This window comes from Acinetobacter sp. YH12094, from assembly GCF_013419295.1.
Taxonomy (GTDB): Bacteria; Pseudomonadota; Gammaproteobacteria; order Pseudomonadales; family Moraxellaceae; genus Acinetobacter; species Acinetobacter amyesii.
This window is the reverse complement of record NZ_VPAK01000033.1, coordinates 1-20584: the sequence shown is the minus strand read 5'-3', so window position 1 is coordinate 20584 and position 20584 is coordinate 1. Positions and strand designations below refer to the sequence as shown.

Below are 20584 nucleotides of genomic sequence, written 5' to 3'. Positions count from 1 at the left end.
ACGCCACTTAAATAAGTTAAGGCGCTAAAGCGATAAAAGCTACATGATGGCCAGTACTGAGCACTGGCGATCTAAGTCAATGCTGCAGTTCTCATCATCATTGGAATAAGTGGACAAATTCCTGACACGGAATACTATAACTGAGGTCACTTAAATGGGATGCATAAGTTATGTAAGTTACGCCACTTAAATAAGTTGAGGTGCTAAAGCGATAAAAGTGGCACTGTTGGAAATATAGATTTAAGTCGATGATTTTTCCTTTAAAAAAAGTACTTAAAGACGGCTTTGTTGCACAAAGCTGTTTGTAAGGTCTGATTCAGCAATATAATTTCCGAATGAAGAAGCCAGCAACTAAAATCTACCGTACAACGAATTGGTCCGCATATAAACTCAGTGCGAGAAACTTTCAGAGCCAAGTGAATGAGATTCATGCTCGTGTGACAGTATTAAATAAATTTACGGATTTAGGCAGACCTCACACCCAAGTTGTCACTTAAGTTTGAGAAGCTTAGGGGAGTTCTACTTTTAAAATCTTTGTGCAACAAAGCCACAGTAAATGTCAACAGACCCTAATTAGTCATAATAATATTTTCATAAATTTGTCATGTAAATTGAATATTTAAAGCGTATTTTTCGACCATCCTAAGATGAGGCGATGCAATGCTTTGGCATAAGAAAAAATTTAATAAAAAATCAATAAGTTTGGCATGCTGTAGTTTGGGCACAGTTATTTTGACGGGCTGCCAAAGTCCTGCTTTAGTTCAATCATCTTCTGCTTCAGTACAACCACTAAAACAGCCCCACCGTGTGGTTTTTTTCTTGGGAGATGGAATGGGTATCACGACACTGACAGCTGCACGAATTTATGCTGTTGGTGAAGATGGCCAACTGCCGATAGATCAACTGCCAGAGTCAGCATTTGTTCGTACTTTCTCAGAAGATGCACAGGTTACAGATAGCGCACCATCGATGGGTGCCTATATGACAGGTGTAAAAATGAAAAATGAAGTGATATCCATGCAGACTGGAACAATTGCAGTAGAACCAAATCAGGCCGGAAATCATCAATGTGGAACCAATCCTCAGAACCAGAATAAGCAAGACACTCAAACTTTACTTGAATTGGCCAAAGCACGAGGTTGGGGTACAGGGGTAGTCACAACAACTCGCATTACGCATGCTACACCAGCATCGACTTATGCCCATATTTGTCATCGTGATGCTGAAAATGACATAGCATCCCAATTAGTACCAAGTTCGCAAGGTGATACCTATCAGCGTTATAACGTCAAATTAAAAGATGGGGTTGATGTGATTCTAGGCGGGGGTAAGCGTCAATTTCTGCCGAAAGATCAAGGGGGAGAACGGATAGACCAACGGAATTTGATCGCAGAAATGCAACAAGCAGGCTATCGAGTGGTCTATGATCAACCTCAACTCTCCCAGATGAAGTTAGGAAAGAATGAAAAATTATTGGGTTTGTTTAATACTAGCCATTTAAATTATGACTTAGATCGAACCAAAAAAAACTTGCCTGAACCTAGCTTAAAGCAAATGACGTTGGCCGCTTTGGACATTCTAACCCAAAATAAAAATGGTTTTTTCCTGATGGTTGAAGGGGGACGTATAGACCATGCTTTACATGACACCAATGCTAAGCGTGCATTACAGGATACAATTGCCCTAAACGAGGCTTTGGATGCAACCATTAAAAAACTTCGACAAAGTGACCCTGAATTAAAAAATACCTTGATTGTGATAACGGCAGATCATGATCACACTCTAATTTTAAATGGCTATGCCAAGCGTACTGGAAAATATGTACAAGGTCAGGAAACCAGTGTACTAGGTTTGGTTAAAAACTATGATCGTGCGGGTTTTGCCAAAGATATTCATGGACAACCTTATCCGATTATTGGTTTTGGTACGGGCAAAAAGCGTCCGACACAAAATCGGATGGATGACCTAGTAATCAATTTGAAAGACAGTGATATCTGTCATCCAGTACAGGGTCCACAACCTAAACAAGGTGAGAAATATAGTTTTACTTATCCTTTGAGTGAAACTGGTTGGTGTACGGGAGCTGCTGCGGATGATTTCCAGCAAGAAGCCGTGATTCAGACAGGTTTTAAAGATAAAGAAACACATGGCGGGGCTGATGTTTTCTTGGAAGCCATAGGGCAGGGAGCAGAGCAATTCTCGGGCAGCTTAGAGAATGTTAAAGTGAACCATCTGATTCGCAAGATCACAGGCTTATAAGTAGAGGGATATCCAATGAATAGTACATTAAAATAACACTAAATATAAAAAAAATGAAAGAATAATTTACTAAGTTATTGTTTTTAAGTTGATCCTTGTTTTATATGGGGGTGATAATAACTTCTGATTACTAGTTTTTACCTTAAATATACCGATTGAAAGATTCATTTAAAGGCTATAAATACATGAGTTTTACAGTTTGGCTAGGTCAGCATGAGTACTTTTCACAAGATTTAAGATCGACCATGAACGTGATTAAGTTATAGGGGATTGATGAAATAGTTTTTATGAATTTCTGGCTTTCTGGGCTGATTTTATCAAATTCATGTCTATGCAAAATTGCGACATATTTCTCGTGCTGGTAGTTATCCAGAGTTTGGTCTGCATCTATCCATAGTGCAGACCTTTTTTTGGTGACAGTTTTTTCTTAGTGATTTTCGATCTGGATGTAGTGATTTCACGTTTGCAGAATATATCTTGGCGGTGATCCATCTAATATTCGTGATTATAAAGAGAGCTAATTCACAGGTTCTACAGATTATGTAGCGACTAACTATATCAAAGTCTATTTGCAGTTGATGGTTGGCGCTTAGTTTATATTTACGCTTAGGTTTCAGTTAAAAAATCAATATTCTGTTGAATCCGTGATTGAATCATCTGTAGGGTAGATTCTCGAATTTGATGGGGATACAGGCGCTGCGCAATTTGACTAAATTGAAGTGCAATTTCACGCATGGTCAAGATGATCTCATCGACTTCTAGAGTAGTCAGATTAGCTTCTGAAGTACCGAGTTTATGTATGTCACTTCGGGAAATATTGAGCGCTTCTCCCATAATGTCCATTTGATGATAACCACCTGGACCCTCGCAGAAGGTCACATCATAGGCTGGAGCCAATTTCCATTGACCATTTTTCTCCATGAGAAATGAAAAGTTCTTAGTATGGTCATCCCGATTATTGAAAAGCACATTAAACACAGCACGTTTAAAAGCATGCAATCTTTCTCGTACATCTTGCGTACACATCAAGGTTGCCCGGAGAAAATTGCGATAGTCTAGGCTACCTGGAACTTTATAGTCTGCTCCTGTATATGCAGCCAAACTCTGCATTGGAATCCGCATACCATTTTGACGATCGAATCGTTTAGAAGCAAAAGCCGTTAAACCATTGGGCAAATTAAAGAAATGGGTATCTGGAGTCTCAATTGCACAAAGTCGCAAACATTCTGCATAGACGGCTTCAATGGCGCAGACTTCAGGATGCTCTTGCTGAGCAGGAAACTTAATCAGCCAGGCTTCATGTTGATCAGAATCTTGAGTCGAAAACTCTAAATTGACAGGATCTCGGTAAACCAACGCTTTTGGTCTGGCACCTTGAGGGGAGCCACCCATGACCAATAAATGCTGTAGAAATTCACCACCTTCACCTTTGAGTACTTCTTGAACTTCCTGGGCCAGTTGTTGTAAAGGGATATTTTCTGAGGTTTGCATGTCAGCAACACAAGGTTCAAAGGAGAGGGCACCCATTGCGTGACTACTAATATAGGTCAGACGCTCCAAAGGTCCAATTCGTGCTGAATTTAAGCCAATTTTTTTGAAATATCGATCCATCAACATCATGCCCCAACCATCTGGTAAAGCGTCATAGACTGGACCTGGGAGTCCCATTTGATGAGTAGGAAAACCTTGTCTGAATGGTAGACCTTTTAAAGGCAGCAAGTAAGAAGAGAGCTCAACACCTTGCTGTATTGCTTCTGGACTATATTCAAAAGCAATGGTGGGTCTACCTGTCGTGGCTGTTGAACTAATCAGCGTTCCCCATAACCATGATTCGTCCCAACCGTTGTAATAAACATTAAGTCTATTGAGCATTATCCCTTCCTCTTAATACGGTGGCGCTTACTTTGACTCTCATAGCGAAGAATGTCATTCACACTGTTAAGCTGAGGTTTAAATAGTTCCTGAAGTTCGTTTAATCGACCCAAGACCATTGCAATACGGACTAAATTTTCAACAGATACATTTCGTCCCGCTTCAAGATTCGAAACTGTATTCACGCCGACACCAGCGCGTGCTGCTACCTCAGCTTGAGACATCTCCAGAAAGAGTCGTTGCTTACGTAAACGCTCACCTAAAAGAGTCACAACTTCTTCTGGTTTAGTGAAATATAAATCCATTAAATTGGGTCTTAAGAATGAATAATTTAATTAAATCACAAAATAATGGAATTAATCTATAGCTATAGTGTGGCTAAGGAGGGCTTTGTTGCACAGCACATCAGAAGGGTAGGTATAGTCCTTGGGTATCGGTTACAGAAAATCATCAGGATGTACTTTGACTGATTGTTGATACGGAGATTTCAGTATTTTCATTTTTCCTAATAGGTCACATTACTTAGAAAGGGTTCTTCGAAAATTAGTTCATACTTTAAAAATCCTATAAATATTGAGGATATTTTCTTAATGCTTTCAATATAGCATGCGGCTATATGTAACTCGAACGGGCTTAATCTGCCTTTCAGTATAAATTTTTTGGGCGTGAGAGGGGAGAGGTGTGAGGGCAAGCAATTTATATCGTGGATACTTCTAAATTACTTATGTAATAGAAGGTGGTAAACATGGATTTAGAGGTAATAACACTAAATATAAAAAAATTGGAAGAATAATTTATTAAATTATTGTTTTTATGTGGTTATTGGTGATGTTATGAATAATAATAACTTTTTTCTTGATGAATTTTACCTAAAAAAATTGATCAGATAATTTTCTTTAAATGTCATGCATACATAAATTTGACAGTTTGAAGGGATCGGTATGTGCATTTTTCACAAGGTTAAAGATCGACCATAAATGTGATAAACGGCAGAGGATCATTGAAAAATGAATGGATTTAAACACTACATGTATGCACGAAAAAAAGTATCGCTGCGGTTCTGCTGACAGGCTGTATTGAGCATTGAATGCAAATGATGTAGTAATTGTCTACAGGCTATAGGACCAGCATGAAGAAGAATGAAATGTAGTTGCCAATTTATAACCTTGGTTGAAAAGCATAGCATTGTTATTCGGAGAAGTGAGGTAAGCCATCCTTCTCTTATTCATTTAAAATGATTCTTACTCAACTGATCTCGACTCATGGGCTGGTTCCAATTAGACGGATAATAACTTCCATCCCCTATCTTTTTCTTACCACATTTCTTGCATTTAATCCCTTCTTTGGAGATTTGATTCAGCATCACTGTTGTCGGTTGAATCAAATCAATGACATAGTTCGTTGGTTCAGGAAAAGCAGAAGAGGCTGCTTTATTGCAAAAGAGAACATTCGGATCAAATGGATTGGATTGCACAAAAGCCATGATACAGCCACAGAGTAATTCACCTGCATGTAATCTGTAACATCCATTCAGGTCATCAGACGAAGATTAATCTGAAATTTAAGCACTAAACACCATAAATCTATGTATGGGCAGACTTTTTTGAGACATATGTTGATAAACATGCGGCAAGTTACATTGCTTAAAAGTCTATCTAAGTTAACGATCTATTCAATTCTGGATAAGTAATCTGAATATTACGATCCTAAATTACCCGAAGAGTATTAAGATTTCTAAGAATCGTGATTGTTGGTTTATTTGGGAAATTAATCAGTGGATTGAAGCAAAGATGATGGCTCATTAAGGATTGTGGGCTTCGACTACTTAAATTTTAGGTATTTTGAATAAAGCATATTTCAAAAATCTTAATTAATGGATTTAAATTACCATAAAAACCTTCAATATTGGCTTGAATCCATTGTTGTTGAGAGTCAATGCGAGACCAATCAATACCATAACCACAATGAGCAATCAGATGCTCAAAGAAAATCCGTTGTGTACGTCCATTACCTTCACGGAATGGGTGTATGACATTAAGCTCACAATACAAGTCGGCAAGTTGAGGAATCAGTTGTTGTGGTGCTAAGCCTTGAAAGTATTTTTTTTCTTGAAGCGGTTTGAGTAGTTTATTGGTTTCAATTTCAATACGGGAAAAATTACAAAAACGGGTGTCACCTTTGGAAATATCGATTTGTCTTAACTTTCCTGCCCAGTCGTATAAGTCGCCAAAGAGCTGCGCATGAATTGATTTTAAGTATTGTAAGTCGTAAGGTGGTTCAGCATATTCAATTAAGTTACTTGCCAATCCAGACAGTTCTAGTTCAGCTTGTTCTAAAATTTGTTCATCACGAATATTGAGTTTGTTCTTTAGGATATTTGTGCCAGGGTAACAATACAGGCTGTCACCCATTTCCCCATATTTATCCATACATGCACCTGACTAAGATTCGGGTTGCGAATACTTCTTATATTTTTGCAAGATTTCAGCTTTACTTTGTTGAGTTGTTTGAGCTGTCGTTGTAATGCCTTCAAGCTTTAGGCTGGCTTGATAGTTTTGCGAACGTGTCGCTTGAATATATTTTCTTTTCTGTTCAGTGGTTCTGAGCATTTCGAAACTCCATTGATGCTACACGTGAAGTAAGTATAGCAGAGAATCTTTTTGATCAATGCTGCATACACAGCATTTCTAAAATGTAATACAACGGTATTGTTTCATGTAATAACAGAAAACTAAAAAAAAGTGGAAGAATTCTTAAAATTTAGACCACCCATGATAAGTAAACCATATGTATTTGTTGATAATTGTAATTTTGAGAAAATTTAGTTGATAAATTAAATGAATTTTAATATACAAAGATATGCTCATTTTTTATATCGATAAAAATGTTAAAATTTGACTATTTAGTAAAAAATATAGAGATATTTATGGGGCAATTTATCATGCCCTTTTGCTTTGAGCGACAAAATGTTCAATTTAAGATAGTAAAAATTAACTCAGAACTACTGAAAATCAAAAAGATTAAACAGAGCCAGAAAGTAGTAGTACAAGCAAAGTTCAAAATAATCTATGTGAAAATTTGGCAAAAAATATTGCTATTAATGCAAACGGAGCCAGGCTTACGTGTGCATTCTAATTATGTTGCAATCTTACAGTTGATACATAATCTTGATGATTTTATCGAAAAATCACAACAACACTTGTGCTTTGAAAGAAAAGCTCAGAAAGAACTGGATGCTAAATTTTTTGCAAGATTTTTTAAGCTAACAAAGAATTCAATAAAGGATCAACTTTTACCAAATCGTTCTGATCACAATGAATTTAAACAATGCAACGTGATAAAAATATTAAGCGAAAATGAATATGCCAAACATTGAAACACAAGAGCAATTCTTAGATTTAGCAGAAAAATATCAACAAGATTATTGTCTATTACGTGATGATATTGTAAATACACAATTTGTCGATCTATCAGATGATTTGTATAAAGATGTCTACGCTCTATACAAATTAGCACAACAAATTTATAGCTATATATCAGGCTCCAGACAGATCGGTAAGTATTCTTTTTTAGCTGCTGTGAGTTTTTTTGCATGTCCAGATTCTAGTAATACACAAGAGCTGTCATCGCAACGTTATTTGATTCTACAAGCGAGTTTTTTAACATATCGGCAGTATCAAGAATTTGCAAAAATTGATAAAGCTGAGAATAAGCAAAAACATGTTTGTGACCTATTACGCTATGTCTCACGATATGTGCTGGATTCTAATCATGCTGAATTATTTCATGAATGTAGTAAGCTGCTAAATTGTTATGTCACGTACGAACGTAATTTGAAAAAAGAGGATCGTAATCAACTTTTTAATATTAAAGATTTCGAACAAGTACAAGTCATAGAGTATTTATCGGCTCTATTAATAATTTTTAAAAGACTAGATGATCGTCGTGTAGTTCATCGTCAGCGTAAGTCAAAAAAAAGCAAAGTTTTGCAATGGCCGACGAAAAATGAACTCAAAAAATTTCGTGAAATTAAAACGGGTAAGCAAGTAGATATTGGACATAACGCAAAGATTAGTATTTATGATGCCGCTCTTCACAAAGATGAAGAGGGTGAAGTTGATCTATTAGATCCTGAAATGGAGTTTTATTCAGAAGATGAAAAGTCTAAAAATTTAAATTATATACTCAGCGATAATGCGACGCATCTAATGCGGCATCGCCAGCGCCGTCATGCTCCTTTTGTTACAAATCCACATTATTTGGCGCCAGATATACTGAAGCAAATTGTTTATGTGTTGAGAACCGAGTTATCCGGGCACTGGAGGGATGCTGCAATCGCTGCAGCATGTTTATTGTCACTTTTGACGGGATTATCACCCGTCGCACTGATAGATTTTAACGAGCTTATTCAAGATGGAATTTTGATCCAGAATGGTTCAAGTAGACGTCGCGAATATTTACTCAAATTAAATCTTAAAATTACAGAGCAGAAGATTAAGAGCTTAAATCATGTGCGGTGGAATGAAGTGATGACACATCAACTACATTTACCTTCTGCTTGGTTTGACTATATAGAACAAGCATCGAATCCACTAATTTCATCAACACACATTAATACGAAACTTAAGAATTGGCTTGATAATCGGTTTGTAGGTTCGATCACTGTAGAAAAACTGCAGGCTCAATTATATTTTCATATATATTATGAAACATATAATGAATATCTTGCTCATGTAATTGCTGGGCGGGATAGTCAGCATCACATGCCTGGTATCTATTATGGCGGGCTACCGAAAACTCAACTCAGTAGCACATATCTAGCCTTTTTAGAAAAAGCACTTACACCACATTCCACACATTTTACTGAAGACACGGCTGAACTAAAAATATTGCAACAACAATTCAAAGTGCAATCTGCATTATCTATAGGAAGGATAGGGAGCCAACTGGCACTTGAATCCAATTTTGTGAAAGAGCAATTCCATATTTTACATAGACATTGTCACGAAAACATCCAAGAAGATAAGCACATTATTAATCAACTTAATGCATATGCGTGTTGGATGTGGCATATCAGTTTGTTGAGTTTGGCAAGTCGGCCTAAAAAAAACCTGTTGGGGAATTTGGATGATTATTGTGTTGAGCTCAAGCTTTTATATGTGAATGATAAAAAAAATAGTAAAGCAAGAAAAGATGGTCGTTTTATCCCTTTATCTGATTTTTTCATAAAAACACTGCAAAATTACACTGCCTTTTTAGAACAAATTATTGAAGCGTACGGTTCATTTTTTAGACAAGTCTTTGCAAAGAAGAAGATAACTGTAAATGATCTTTTTGGTAAGGTCATTTTTAGTAAAGATATCTTGCCGATAACTGTCAAAGAATGGCAGAGCAGGAAAATTAAGTTAATCCCTTTATCGAGAAAATGGGTGAATTCATATATGCAAGGAGTCTTTCCAAAGAATATGTATTCGAATTGGTTACGTCATTTTGACATGAACTTTTTGATGCATGAGCAGCAAGAGGGTAAACCAGCATTAGCTTTTCACTTAATTCAGGCCCTGTATGGTCATGACCAACGTGACCGAGAGGCTTTTCATCCGCATTCTTCACTTATCCCGAATGTCTATGTACAGCAAGCCCGCCAGCAATTGCAAGATAATGTCAAATCTTTATCGATTAAACACTTAGAGCGAAAATAGTTGTATGCAAAAAATCAAAGAACTAATAAAACCACAACTAGATGATCTATTTGTTGATATTCATAAAATGGTGAAAAAGTCGCTAGATAGACAGCCTTCTCCACCTGAAGTATTGACGAAAGAAATGCAGCAAAAACTTGATCAGCAGATCGCTGAAAAATGGCATGACATTAAAGATAGTGTTGATTGTTTGAGTCAAAAGTTGAGCCGAGACGAACAATCAAAACTGATGCAATTTACTGAAGATGAATTTAATAAAAGAAGGAAGCAATTCAACCAGAATGTAGATAAAAAATCATACAGAATTAAGCTAAATCCACATACTAAACGGATCGTACTGCCTAGAAAAATTGAGAGTACAGAGTCACGGTTAGAACAGGGGCATCTACATATCCATGTACTTAAGGAATTAAGGCAGTATTGGCAAGATTCATTTGAATATTGGAATGAACCAAAGTACTTATGGGGAAATTTATGCTTAAGTTTTATATATATTTCAGGCTGTGCAGATGAACAGCATTTGATTGCTATTCAGAAGCAATTGCAGGAGGCCATTGAGCTTGGTACAGATCTGAATTGTTTTCGGTTATACCATTCGGACTACAAAAAAATCACTAATCCATTGTTACTACATTATCGTGTTGAAAACTCTCAATATGGCAACGATGTAGAACAGGGAAAGTTGTACCAATGGAAACATGTTTTTTTTAACCCATATGCGCAGTTCATTTTGCAATATTTAAAAAAGTTGAAAGCTGCTCAGAAAGAATTTTGTCTGCAACATTCAGTTGAAGATTGTATTTTAGAAAGCTTGAGTAAGATAGGCAGGAAAAAAAGTCTTGGGGATCTGCAATATCAAATTAAACGCCGTGGATTTCGTGCATTTAATGATGTGCAAATGGTACTCGAATTTAATCCAAACCTCAGCATAGATATATTTTTGAGTAATGTGCTTCAGCAAGAGATTAATACTGTTGCTTTAAGGCCATCCGAATTTAGATTGCTGTGGAATAATGATTACAATCAAGTCACAGAACCAGATAATCGCCCTATTCATTTTGAACAAGAGCAGTTACTTCCTGAAGTTCCGACTGTTCAAAGCAAATTACAAACGATTCCGTATGAGTTGATGTTGTTTGGTCAAAAGAAACGTAAAGGTCAAAAAGTTGAGCGTTTAGATAAAAAGAGGAATAAAGAAGAACGCACGCTACGTTTTTGGCAAGAAACTAGAAGGGTGTTAGAGGAGAAGATAGTTGATGCTAATACGGAGGAAAAGTCTTTAATTGATGCTCAACTACGCTTAATTCACTGGTTAATGCATTTAAAAAAACGAGGGCTTCAATTATCAACTATTGAAAGCTACTTAGGATCGTTTGGCAAAGAATTTATATTTGAGATTTGGCTCAATAAATTAGATTTAAAGCAACAATCCATAGATGACTATGAGGATTTATATCGGCAGCTATTGAAATACAGCAGTGAACGTGATGAAAAAGCAGTTCAACGAGATTCGGTGAAAGGAAAAACCTCTCGTAAGATGCACCAAAGCGCAGAATACCGTTTTGGTCGCCTAAAAGATTTTCATCAATTCTGTATAGAGAATTATGATGCTCCAGGGGTATTGGTGTTACAGAATTCAAGTTTTAAGCATTTACAAATTTGCAATGCACGGCTAGTGAGTCCTTTGCTATTTGGCAAATTATTGGAAAAACTAGAAAATTTAAGTCAAGAGCCAACGGCATCAGAGTGGGTCGATCATCTGAGTTGTTTAAAGCTGATGTATTTACTAAGTTATAGAACTGGACTTCGATTAAATGAAGTTCGTTGTCTTAAAATACAAGATATTATTTGCCCAGAGCTACTTTATAAAGAAAAAGAAAATACAGTTTTTAATAATATCACGCTTCATATCCAAGACAATTCATATCGCCGTCTGAAAACGCGAAGTGCGAATCGTCAAATACCATTGAAAATTGCATTGTCAGAACATGAGTTTTTAGTAGTACAACGTTACATACAACATCGTTATGAGCAATATTTGGTTAATCAGCAGGATGATCTACTTTTTAGTGTGAATCATCGTGTATTAACTGATCAATGTATCAGCAAAATTACAGTAGATTTGTTTAGTCAAATATTAGGTATGCATCATGGCTTTAGTTTTCATACATTACGCCACAGTGCTGCTAACTATCTAGCAATAACTTTGCTCGGTTCAAAAGAAATGATCAAGACCTACACAGATTGTCCTTGGGTAAAAGCAAAAAAGATGAGGGATTTATTGTTTGGTATGAAAGCACGTGCTCAAGAAGAGATTATTCAACATAAATGGCAGGTGCTCGCCTCTTGGATGGGGCATAGCAGTATTGAGCAAACGGCTTCAAATTACCTTCATGTTTTGGATTTATTAGCAGTCGATCGAATTTATAATTCGCCGTGTATCATTTCAAAAAAAGTATTAGAACAGTGTTTTAGTCCAGTGAAGTCAAGTACAGACTACATAAACCTAAATCGTTATACTCAGCAGCAGAAATGGTTTAATTCTTATCAGCAAACACAGCCAGTTACGATGGCTGGCCGACAAGAAAAGAAGTTTAGTATAGAGAAGAGTACTCTGACACCTTTTCAACGTTTGATAAGTTTTAGAGAAGGTCGATTAAGCGAAGATACCCAAGCTCAAGAATGGATGCAACGATGTCAATGGATGAGCACTAAATGGATGGATCGCCAAAAATTTAATTTAAAAACGAATTATGTTTATAGTAAGAATTTAGAAGAGAGTTGGTTTGATGAACTTTACGAAAAGGCTAAAAAACTGACTCGTCCAGATGAAATAATTCCTCTCCTTGATTTTCATTATAAAGATGATAGGCAGCAAGATGCACTGAAAGAAAAGAACATGGTTAAGGCGCTTAAAATATTATTATTATTTGGAAAACTGCGTAAGAATTTTCTACATTTTCAATGCCGAATGAAAGGTGATGAGCAACAAATTGTTAATTTTATTACTGGTATAGAGCCAATGTTAGGAGATCATCTGTATTTAGAAAAACAAAACTACCCAGTTAATTTGGATGCTCCTGAGCGAACCGTTAAATTTAGTTTTCAAAGAGTTGTCGGCTCTAACAAAAAAAATGTTACTCCGCTGGTTATATTTAATTTAATGTTAAAAATGATGCAAAAAGATGAACTCTGGATCAAATAGCCTAAGCATGTTAAAGGGGAATTGTTTAGAAATTTCCCTGTTTATAAGTAAACTGCCTTTATGAAAAGCACCATGCTGACTTGGATTAATAAGCGGAATGTAGTATCACAGTTTGATCGCTGGATTTACGAAAATGGTGTGAAGATTAGCGGTATGGTAAATCGATGAGCTAAAGTGTTGTAGTCCAAACTCGATCTGACAATTACCCATTTTTTAGTGTGCCCGTCAGGTTAAATTTGAACTGAATTTTTCTCAGCCCAAATTCATTTCCAATCAAGTTATGTTTCAAGTGGCGTGCGAACACTGCACAATTTAATTCACGGTGCCTAAGACAGGTATCAACTTCGGACCAGCCATTCTAGCTTTGCTAATGATTTCCACCAGCTCATCATAAGTCAGTTCAAACTTATCCTCACTATCAAATACATAGACCATATTCTTGCCTTCATGTTCAGGTGGAGTAGGTGGTACAAATCGTTTCGGGATAAGAATTTGTGCGAGTTGTTCGTCAGTTAATTTAAATAAGTGCATGTTTTTATCCTACTGTTCCTTAAAATGTATTCAAACATACTCAAGGACTAATTCGCACTCTGTTAATGTCTTGTTGCCAAGCGTGTAACTAGAGCCTGAGTCGGTCAGTTCCGACTTGTAGCGGTCAGTCCGTTCTTGCAATATACGCTTTACAGTTTTGTAAGGCGTATAACGACTTATCTCATTGTCGTTTAATCTTGCAAGCACGTTTCTCGCAGCATTCCAATCAGCTTGCACAACTTCCCCATTGAAACGGTGAAAACGATCTCCCTTACGTGTACCTATTAAAAGGCCATGCAAGAAAGAATCACTTTGCGAAGTATATGCAGAATTGACTAGATGCACCGTAGAACCTCTACGGTGAGATATAGAAGTTAGGGCATTAGCTAACAAACCTTTAGCCCATGTATTTAAGCGTCTATTGGTGTTTTTGCCATAGTTGCGTTTACTTTGAATTGGGGATGTTAAATCTTCCGCAACAATCACTTTGGCTTTATCAACCAACTTGTGAGTTGCTGTAAATATTAATGTTTTGAGCTTTGCTTTTTGAGTATCTTGTCGCTTATCTAGTTTTTTTCGACCTAGATTATTTAACTCAATTTTCTGTTTCTTGTGCGGTTTGGCTTTAGAAATCGCTCTGAGCTTATTTCTACGTTTGTACTTTTGATTTAGGTAGTCTGATTCACTTGAGATCAATTTACCTAAACCATTGCCATATACTTCACCATCAGAATCCACAAAGGCTTCTGAATAACCTTTATCAACACCTACGGTTTCCTGACCACAATCCTGTGTTTCAACTGCATCATAAGTTGAGTGAACTTCAACATTACCGTTTTTTAGAATGATTCTAAGTGTGCCTTGTGGCGCAAAATCAACAGTGGTGTTTAGTGGAATTTTAATGGTTTGTCGAGGGACTAGACTCGGCACTTTAAGCCAACATTGACCATTTAACTCAAAAGTTTTACACATATCCGCACGAACAATAATTTGATTATGTGTGTGATTAACACCATGCTTAAAGTGATTACGCATTTGACGATGGAGGAAATTATCAGTCATCCATTCATCTTTTTTAAGCAAGGTGTATAGTCTTTTTTGTTCATTATTACAGGAGGTGCGTTTTCGGATCGCCTGCTTTACTTTGTCTTTTGATGCTTCTCGATAGGCTTTAATATCACCTATGCAATCACGTAGCGTTTCTTTCCACGCATTTGCAGAAACACCAAAGTCACGACTTTCTTTCATCCACGCATCACGAATAGCTCTGTCACTGATATTCAAACCTGAAATAGCACCATATTTAGCCCACACCTCGCTACGAATACGATCAAGTAAAACAGCTTGTTTCTCAAGCTGTTTGTACTTTTGCACATTCAAGTTTTTACAATGGTGGATGCGTGTTAATTTCACAAAGTCATGCCTAGGTTAAGGGATTGGATAATCAATAGATATGGATGCTAATATACCAAGACACTCACCTAAAATACAAAAGATAATCATTTAAATCTCTAATAAATACCCACCTTGCCACTACTGAATCGACATAGACAAAATGAGAACTTATGCAAATATTTGTCTATATTTTTAGTTATAGTTAATTACTCTCGTAAAACAGCTGACGAAGTCCGAGATAGAATCATTGCGTCAAAACAAACGTGATGCTTATGCACTTATGATGAAAATGAATTAATTATTATTTAATTAAGTTAAAAGACTGCTATATAGCGGTCTTTTTTGTTTTTGAGCTCTACAAATTTTAATGAGTACATATAGTTACTTTTATAAAAATGATAATAAAGGGTAGAGGAGGTCATCTAAGAATTTAAAGCACAAGACTTATTTAACATTGATGACAGAAAAAGTGAGTTGTTGGGAACTTAAAGAAGAGGTGGTACTTATAATGGTTACTAAAATACAAATACTTAAAATATTAAATATATAAAACAATATATTACAAATATATATGATGCGTAGTGTACGCATCATACATAAAGCGTTCTATTTTGATATAATTGATCCAATCAACCCATTGTTAGGTTTCATTTAAATTCCATGAGTCTTACTGAAATTAAAGTTCGCCAAGCTCATTGTAAGGAAAAAACCAGTTTTTTATCCGATGAAGATGGGCTTAGCCTGAAGATTGAGCCGAGTGGAAGAAAATCTTGGTGCTATCGCTATACAGATCCACAAACTAAAAAACGTCGACGCATTCAGTTAGGTCGTTATCCTGATTTATCGCTGAAAAAGGCACGACAAGTCAGAGATGACTTTAAAGACAATGATTTCTGTTTTGAACAAGATACTGCCTCTAATGTCATCACCTTTGGTAAGGTCGGGGAGGAGTGGTTACAGTTCAAACTGAAAAATGCCTTCAACGATCTACCCCGCTGTGGTGTACTACAGTTAGCAGAAAGATGCTTACAGCAAGATATTTATCCAGACCTTCAGGATCTACCTTTTCAAAACATCAAGCGTTATGACCTGGTTTCAGTAATCAAAAAAATAGAGGGACGCCAAGTAAAAGAACCTGTCAAGAAAGCTTGTAGTTATTTGAACCAAATTTATGACTACGCTGTAGCGATGGGTTATTGTGAATTCAACATCGCGCATGGTTTAAATAAAATCGCCATTAACAGTAAAATCAAGAAAAATTATCCGTATTTGAAAGCGGAGGATATATCTGATTTTAAGTATAAATTACAAAAATTGGATGCCCATCCGATTATTAAAAAAGCACTGCTGTTCAAATTACATACTGGCGTGCGAGGGGCTGAATTGTTATTGGCTGAGCCTCATCATTTTGATTTAAATGAAAAAGTCTGGAAAATACCTGCCTTGCATATTAAACAGTTTCGACGAAAAGTCATATTAGGCCATGAGATTCCCGACTTCTTAGTTCCACTTTCAGATCAGGCTTTAGATATTTTAAAAGACGTCATGCAATGGTCATACGGTGAAAAGTACATTTTTGCTAGCCCACGGAAACATAATCAACCGATTCATTTTAATACATTAAATATGGCTATACGTAAGATGGGCTATGGAAAACATCAATTATCCTCTCATGGACTACGTTCCACTTTTAGTACCATTTTGAATGACTCAGGTTTGTTCCAGGATAACTGGATTGAGGCACAACTTTCACATATTGATAAGAACCGTACCCGTGCCAGCTATAATCACGCTGACTATTTAGCCCAGCGGACTGAAATGATGCAGTGGTGGGGTGATTATTTAAGTACTGCTAAGTGAAAATCGTACTTTTATACATAGACTTAAAACATTATGGGGTTTCAAATGGATAGTAAACAATATACTTGCCGTGTTACATGGTCAGCAGAATATAATGAGTATGTTGGGTTGTTCGAACCACAAGCACTAGCCATTTGTTGTAATTCAGCTTTAAGCGCCCTTAATTCTTTCATGCGTTTATTCACTAGTGCAAGTTGCTGATCAATTAATGCATTAACGCTAGAGCAGCTTTCTTCTGGCTTATTTTTTAATTCGATAAGACGTTTAATATCATTGAGTGATATATCTAGGCTGCGACAATGCTTTACGAATTCCAATTGTTTAAGTGCTTTGCTATCATACAGCCTGAAATTACCTTCTGAACGATTTGGATTTAACAGTAATCCTTCTCTTTCATAATATCTAATCGTTTGTATTGAACAGCCCGATTTTTTTGACAATTCGCCTATTTTCATCAATTTCCCCCAGACATTTGACTCTATAGTTACTATAGAGTCTATAGTATAAGTATGCAACGAAAAGGATATATAAAAAATGACTGAGAAATATTTAAACAATACGAATATCGTTAATTTTGAACACAAAGATATCCAATCCTTGATCGATCAACGTAGGTGGAAAAACTTGGATAACTTCAACAAAATTGGTGCCGCTTATCAGTTTGTAAAAGATGAGATTTTCTTTGGTTATAATGAAAGCGATGATATTGCAGCAAGCGATGTGCTAGCAGATGGTTATGGACAATGTAATACTAAGGGTAATCTGTTAATGGCACTATTGCGTGGACTAGGCATTCAATGCCGATTTCATGGGTTTACCATAGACCAGCAACTACAAAAAGGTGCTATCCCAAGCTATGTATTTTGGTTAGCACCTAAATACATCATTCATAGTTGGGTAGAAGTTTACTTTGAAGGGCGTTGGATAAACTTAGAGGGCTTTATATTGGATGAGCAATACTTAAGCTCTCTACAGGAGAAATTTGACCAAGTAAAAGATGATTTTTGTGGTTATGGTGTTGCAACAAAGTGCTTTTCATCACCAGATACAGATTGGCGTGGAGAAAATACCTATATTCAAAAAGAAGGTATTCATGATGACTTTGGGCTTTATGATTCCCCTGATGAGTTCTATCTCGAAAAAGGGACTAACTTGTCGGGGTTCAAACGCTGGATATATCAACGCTTGATACGTCACTTGATTAATATGAATGTATCAAAACTAAGAAATAGAAAAGTACTAGAGGTACAAAATGCACAACCATAATCATAGTCATCAACATGGTAAAGATGACCGTATTGGTTGGGCATTTTTCCTTAATGTGACATTCACTATTATCGAATTTATAGGTGGTTGGCTCACTAACAGTACGGCGATAATGGCAGATGCAGTTCACGATCTTGGTGATAGTCTTTCAATAGGTTTTGCGTGGATTTTAAGTCGTTTTTCAGATAAAGAAGCATCAGATAAGTTTAGTTATGGTTATCGTAGACTTACTCTCTTTGGCGCATTGATAAACAGTATTGTTTTAATCATTGGCTCAATTTGGATTTTATTTGAAGCAATTCCAAAGCTGTCCAATCCTGAAATGCCTGTAGTCGAGGGGATGTTAGGGCTAGCGATACTCGGCGTTGCCGTTAACGGATATGCTGTATTAAAATTAAAAGCGGGTGAAACATTAAATGAGAAAGTGCTGACATGGCACCTTCTTGAAGATGTACTTGGATGGGTTGCCGTTCTTATAGTCTCTATCGTACTGTTGTTCGCTGAACTGCCGATATTAGATCCCCTTTTATCAATAGGGTTCACGCTGTTCATCTTGTTTAATGTTTTCAAAAACCTGAAATCAACACTCGTTTTATTTCTTCAAGCTGCACCCGATAAAGAGACTCAAAAGCGTATTAAACTATCACTAATGGAATTTCCTGAAGTTAATGGTATCCACCACATGCACTTTTGGTCACTAGATGGTGAAAGTCACGTTTTAACAGCGCACCTTGAGCTGAGTGACAACTTTGACGTTAAAGAATTAATTAGGCTTAAACAAGAAGTTGCAGCTAAATTATCTTCCTATCATTTATCGCATACAACGATAGAGTTTGAGTTTTTAAATGAAAATTGTCGGGATGAAGCGCAGTAAGCTTTATCAATAAAATGTTGGGCATACAATATTAAAAGCAGCTTAATTAGGCATAACCTAGTAATTAAGCTGCTTTTTTTGATTTTAAATTTCGTCGGATTGCTGTTTGCTACTCTCAGAGCCATGCGCCCATTGATATAAAATAGGCAATACAAACAAAGTTAAAATTGTAGAAGATACAATACCGCCGATAACAACTGTTGCTAGTGGTCGTTGTACTTCTGCACCAATTCCAGTGTTTAACGCCATTGGAATAAAACCTAAACTTGCGACCAGTGCCGTCATTAAAATAGGTCTTAAACGAATGATGTGCTGAGTTTCCATCATTGTCTTGGCTTGATGCGGATCAGTCTAAAGCATTCTCAGGAATAGAGGAGCTCGTTGCTGATGTTGTCGCTGATATGATTAGCAATAATGAAAAAGTTCCTACACCACTCTCCGGGAAAATATAGTAGGCAGTTTGTTGTCCTTGTTCTCAGTGGTTCAACAAAAACTAGCCCTCGAAGCCGCAGAACGTGGCGTGGACATAAATTGTTTAGTATCAGTAAAAAGAGCGATGTAATTTTAGTACGAGTGAGTGATAGAGCAGGAACCTATGCTTCATATATTCAGTAAATGGTATGTTTTTGAATTAATAGGTATTTTTAAATAAAGCTTTCTTTGATTTAGTGCTTTTTATTTAATAAATTAATTTTAAAAACAACTTAGGCTAATTGATAAACACTATCTGGAAAGATTAAAAGAAAATATTTTTTAATTTCTGCTAATTCATTTAAGGCAGGTTCCCTTTCAAGCAGTTGAAATGTCCAAATAAGTACAGCCTGATGATTATCATAGCAAGTATTTACTCCAAGAAAATTAGCCATTCCATAACTTCTATTGATGTTCATTTCTTTAATTAATTGATTTCCTAAGTCACGAGCTTGCTGGCTGATCAATAACTCATTTGGTAACACGGCGGTCATCTCCACAAAATAATCTAATGCAGGTTCAATCCTTATATTTAAAAAGTTATAATTTAGTTGAAATGGATAAAATATACTTTCTATAAGTTGTAATAACCTGCTGTAGGTTAATTTTAGCAAAGTATTACTCAGTCAACAACTTCAAATAACCCACAGCAAGTTATTTTTTGTAAATTAATTTAAATATGATTACTTGTAAGTTATCTAGCCTCATGGGCGATAGAAAAATTTTAAAATTAAGTGAAGTGGTGCATGCAACAGGTATCAATCGCAACACGCTCACAAGTATGTATTATGACCGTGCTGTACGTATTGAATTACCAGTCGCCGATAAGTTGTGTAAGTACTTTAACTGTACGATGAATGATTTGTTTGAGTTTAAGGAAGAAGTTGAAGAAAAAGATTAACTTAATACTTCGTTTGATAAGTTTTTCGAAGAAAAAGACTAGCCAATACTTAGTTTGATAAGTTTTTCTCTGCAGATCTAATATTGAATTTTATAAAATATCATTACAAACAGAGGTGGTTCCACTTGTTTGAACAACTAAAAGCGTATTTATAAGTGATATTCCGCTCTAGTTAAGCCACCTTGTTTTGTTGGGGTAGCTGATCATAGTAAAACTCATTTGGTGTCATTTTGTCTAGACTCGAATGA

At 36.2% G+C, this 20584-nt stretch carries 18 protein-coding genes and 3 pseudogenes; 11 read left to right on the top strand and 10 right to left on the bottom strand.

Features of this window, described 5'->3' with window-relative positions; all coding sequences use genetic code 11:
- Nucleotides 1-386: 386 nt before the first annotated feature.
- Both FTU34_RS15970 and FTU34_RS15965 read left to right on the top strand, forming a co-directional pair.
- A pseudogene (locus tag FTU34_RS15970) lies at nucleotides 387-497 on the top strand (IS5/IS1182 family transposase); the annotation flags it as partial.
- Nucleotides 498-660: 163 nt separating this feature from the next.
- Nucleotides 661-2259, top strand: coding sequence for an alkaline phosphatase (locus tag FTU34_RS15965; protein ID WP_180036111.1), 1599 nt, complete (start codon nucleotides 661-663; stop codon nucleotides 2257-2259).
- 606 nt (nucleotides 2260-2865) lie between these two features.
- Here the strand turns inward: FTU34_RS15965 and FTU34_RS15960 are convergent.
- The 5 genes from FTU34_RS15960 to FTU34_RS15940 form a co-directional block, all read right to left on the bottom strand.
- Nucleotides 2866-4131 carry a type II toxin-antitoxin system HipA family toxin gene (locus tag FTU34_RS15960; protein ID WP_000934716.1) on the bottom strand — a complete coding sequence of 422 codons (1266 nt, stop codon included), beginning with the start codon at nucleotides 4129-4131 and terminating at the stop codon, nucleotides 2866-2868.
- Nucleotides 4131-4436: a helix-turn-helix domain-containing protein gene (locus FTU34_RS15955; RefSeq protein WP_000366814.1), complete on the bottom strand. Its 306-nt coding sequence runs from the start codon at nucleotides 4434-4436 to the stop codon at nucleotides 4131-4133. The genes FTU34_RS15960 and FTU34_RS15955 overlap by 1 nt, the downstream gene beginning before the upstream one ends.
- A 920-nt stretch (nucleotides 4437-5356) precedes the next feature.
- Nucleotides 5357-5614, bottom strand: coding sequence for a hypothetical protein (locus FTU34_RS15950; RefSeq protein ID WP_004726728.1), 258 nt, complete (start codon nucleotides 5612-5614; stop codon nucleotides 5357-5359).
- 349 nt (nucleotides 5615-5963) lie between these two features.
- Nucleotides 5964-6560, bottom strand: coding sequence for a putative adenosine monophosphate-protein transferase Fic (locus FTU34_RS15945; RefSeq protein WP_179990952.1), 597 nt, complete (start codon nucleotides 6558-6560; stop codon nucleotides 5964-5966).
- Nucleotides 6561-6572: 12 nt separating this feature from the next.
- Complete coding sequence (locus FTU34_RS15940) at nucleotides 6573-6740, bottom strand: YhfG family protein (RefSeq protein WP_000946583.1); 168 nt, start codon at nucleotides 6738-6740, stop codon at nucleotides 6573-6575.
- A 317-nt stretch (nucleotides 6741-7057) separates the two neighbouring features.
- Between FTU34_RS15940 and FTU34_RS15935 the strand changes: the two genes are divergently transcribed.
- Genes FTU34_RS15935 through FTU34_RS18145 form a run of 4 tightly spaced genes read left to right on the top strand, consistent with a single transcriptional unit; the run spans nucleotide 7058 to nucleotide 13206 of the window.
- Nucleotides 7058-7507, top strand: a complete 450-nt coding sequence (locus FTU34_RS15935; protein WP_127800793.1) for a hypothetical protein — start codon at nucleotides 7058-7060, stop codon at nucleotides 7505-7507.
- Complete coding sequence (locus FTU34_RS15930; protein WP_180036110.1) at nucleotides 7494-9833, top strand: hypothetical protein; 2340 nt, start codon at nucleotides 7494-7496, stop codon at nucleotides 9831-9833. Before FTU34_RS15935 ends, FTU34_RS15930 begins: the two co-directional genes overlap by 14 nt.
- Before the next feature lie 4 nt (nucleotides 9834-9837).
- Nucleotides 9838-13038, top strand: a complete 3201-nt coding sequence (locus FTU34_RS15925) for a site-specific integrase (RefSeq protein WP_127800785.1) — start codon at nucleotides 9838-9840, stop codon at nucleotides 13036-13038.
- Between the two features lie 60 nt (nucleotides 13039-13098).
- Nucleotides 13099-13206 carry a hypothetical protein gene (locus FTU34_RS18145; RefSeq protein ID WP_372551473.1) on the top strand — a complete coding sequence of 36 codons (108 nt, stop codon included), beginning with the start codon at nucleotides 13099-13101 and terminating at the stop codon, nucleotides 13204-13206.
- Between the two features lie 144 nt (nucleotides 13207-13350).
- Here the strand turns inward: FTU34_RS18145 and FTU34_RS15920 are convergent, their stop codons facing one another.
- Nucleotides 13351-13569 (bottom strand): hypothetical protein, encoded by a 219-nt coding sequence (locus tag FTU34_RS15920; protein WP_000550047.1) that lies wholly within the window; start codon nucleotides 13567-13569, stop codon nucleotides 13351-13353.
- A gap of 30 nt (nucleotides 13570-13599) precedes the next feature.
- Nucleotides 13600-14982 carry an IS200/IS605 family accessory protein TnpB-related protein gene (locus FTU34_RS15915; RefSeq protein WP_180036109.1) on the bottom strand — a complete coding sequence of 461 codons (1383 nt, stop codon included), beginning with the start codon at nucleotides 14980-14982 and terminating at the stop codon, nucleotides 13600-13602.
- 642 nt (nucleotides 14983-15624) lie between these two features.
- On the opposite strand from FTU34_RS15915, the gene FTU34_RS15910 reads away from it, so the two are divergent.
- On the top strand, nucleotides 15625-16824 hold the full coding sequence (locus FTU34_RS15910; protein ID WP_005245164.1) for an integrase arm-type DNA-binding domain-containing protein: 1200 nt from the start codon (nucleotides 15625-15627) through the stop codon (nucleotides 16822-16824).
- Nucleotides 16825-16865: 41 nt separating this feature from the next.
- Here FTU34_RS15910 and FTU34_RS15905 read toward each other — a convergent pair whose 3' ends face one another.
- Nucleotides 16866-17279, bottom strand: coding sequence for a Cd(II)/Pb(II)-responsive transcriptional regulator (locus FTU34_RS15905; RefSeq protein WP_005245163.1), 414 nt, complete (start codon nucleotides 17277-17279; stop codon nucleotides 16866-16868).
- Nucleotides 17280-17358: 79 nt separating this feature from the next.
- Between FTU34_RS15905 and FTU34_RS15900 the strand changes: the two genes are divergently transcribed.
- Complete coding sequence (locus FTU34_RS15900; RefSeq protein ID WP_005245162.1) at nucleotides 17359-18090, top strand: transglutaminase family protein; 732 nt, start codon at nucleotides 17359-17361, stop codon at nucleotides 18088-18090.
- Nucleotides 18077-18964: a cation diffusion facilitator family transporter gene (locus FTU34_RS15895; protein WP_127800877.1), complete on the top strand. Its 888-nt coding sequence runs from the start codon at nucleotides 18077-18079 to the stop codon at nucleotides 18962-18964. Before FTU34_RS15900 ends, FTU34_RS15895 begins: the two co-directional genes overlap by 14 nt.
- Nucleotides 18965-19048: 84 nt before the next feature.
- Here the strand turns inward: FTU34_RS15895 and FTU34_RS15890 are convergent.
- Nucleotides 19049-19273, bottom strand: a pseudogene (locus FTU34_RS15890) (efflux RND transporter permease subunit); the annotation flags it as partial.
- Between FTU34_RS15890 and FTU34_RS15885 the strand changes: the two are divergent.
- Nucleotides 19273-19416: pseudogene (locus FTU34_RS15885) on the top strand (antitoxin HicB); the annotation flags it as partial. The pseudogenes FTU34_RS15890 and FTU34_RS15885 sit on opposite strands and share 1 nt — an antisense overlap.
- 252 nt (nucleotides 19417-19668) lie before the next feature.
- Here FTU34_RS15885 and FTU34_RS15880 read toward each other — a convergent pair.
- Complete coding sequence (locus FTU34_RS15880) at nucleotides 19669-19920, bottom strand: hypothetical protein (protein WP_004658363.1); 252 nt, start codon at nucleotides 19918-19920, stop codon at nucleotides 19669-19671.
- A 194-nt stretch (nucleotides 19921-20114) separates the two neighbouring features.
- Here FTU34_RS15880 and FTU34_RS15875 point away from each other — a divergent pair, with 194 nt between their 5' ends.
- Nucleotides 20115-20336, top strand: coding sequence for a helix-turn-helix transcriptional regulator (locus FTU34_RS15875; RefSeq protein WP_004658364.1), 222 nt, complete (start codon nucleotides 20115-20117; stop codon nucleotides 20334-20336).
- Nucleotides 20337-20584 lie beyond the last annotated feature (248 nt).

Coding starts and splice junctions, on each gene's coding strand:
- FTU34_RS15965 (WP_180036111.1), top strand. CDS start 661: ATGCTTTGGCATAAGAAAAAATTTAATAAAAAATCAATAAGTTTGGCA.
- FTU34_RS15960 (WP_000934716.1), bottom strand. CDS start 4,131: ATGCTCAATAGACTTAATGTTTATTACAACGGTTGGGACGAATCATGG.
- FTU34_RS15955 (WP_000366814.1), bottom strand. CDS start 4,436: ATGGATTTATATTTCACTAAACCAGAAGAAGTTGTGACTCTTTTAGGT.
- FTU34_RS15950 (WP_004726728.1), bottom strand. CDS start 5,614: ATGGCTTTTGTGCAATCCAATCCATTTGATCCGAATGTTCTCTTTTGC.
- FTU34_RS15945 (WP_179990952.1), bottom strand. CDS start 6,560: ATGGATAAATATGGGGAAATGGGTGACAGCCTGTATTGTTACCCTGGC.
- FTU34_RS15940 (WP_000946583.1), bottom strand. CDS start 6,740: ATGCTCAGAACCACTGAACAGAAAAGAAAATATATTCAAGCGACACGT.
- FTU34_RS15935 (WP_127800793.1), top strand. CDS start 7,058: ATGGGGCAATTTATCATGCCCTTTTGCTTTGAGCGACAAAATGTTCAA.
- FTU34_RS15930 (WP_180036110.1), top strand. CDS start 7,494: ATGCCAAACATTGAAACACAAGAGCAATTCTTAGATTTAGCAGAAAAA.
- FTU34_RS15925 (WP_127800785.1), top strand. CDS start 9,838: ATGCAAAAAATCAAAGAACTAATAAAACCACAACTAGATGATCTATTT.
- FTU34_RS18145 (WP_372551473.1), top strand. CDS start 13,099: ATGAAAAGCACCATGCTGACTTGGATTAATAAGCGGAATGTAGTATCA.
- FTU34_RS15920 (WP_000550047.1), bottom strand. CDS start 13,569: ATGCACTTATTTAAATTAACTGACGAACAACTCGCACAAATTCTTATC.
- FTU34_RS15910 (WP_005245164.1), top strand. CDS start 15,625: ATGAGTCTTACTGAAATTAAAGTTCGCCAAGCTCATTGTAAGGAAAAA.
- FTU34_RS15905 (WP_005245163.1), bottom strand. CDS start 17,279: ATGAAAATAGGCGAATTGTCAAAAAAATCGGGCTGTTCAATACAAACG.
- FTU34_RS15900 (WP_005245162.1), top strand. CDS start 17,359: ATGACTGAGAAATATTTAAACAATACGAATATCGTTAATTTTGAACAC.
- FTU34_RS15895 (WP_127800877.1), top strand. CDS start 18,077: ATGCACAACCATAATCATAGTCATCAACATGGTAAAGATGACCGTATT.
- FTU34_RS15875 (WP_004658364.1), top strand. CDS start 20,115: ATGATTACTTGTAAGTTATCTAGCCTCATGGGCGATAGAAAAATTTTA.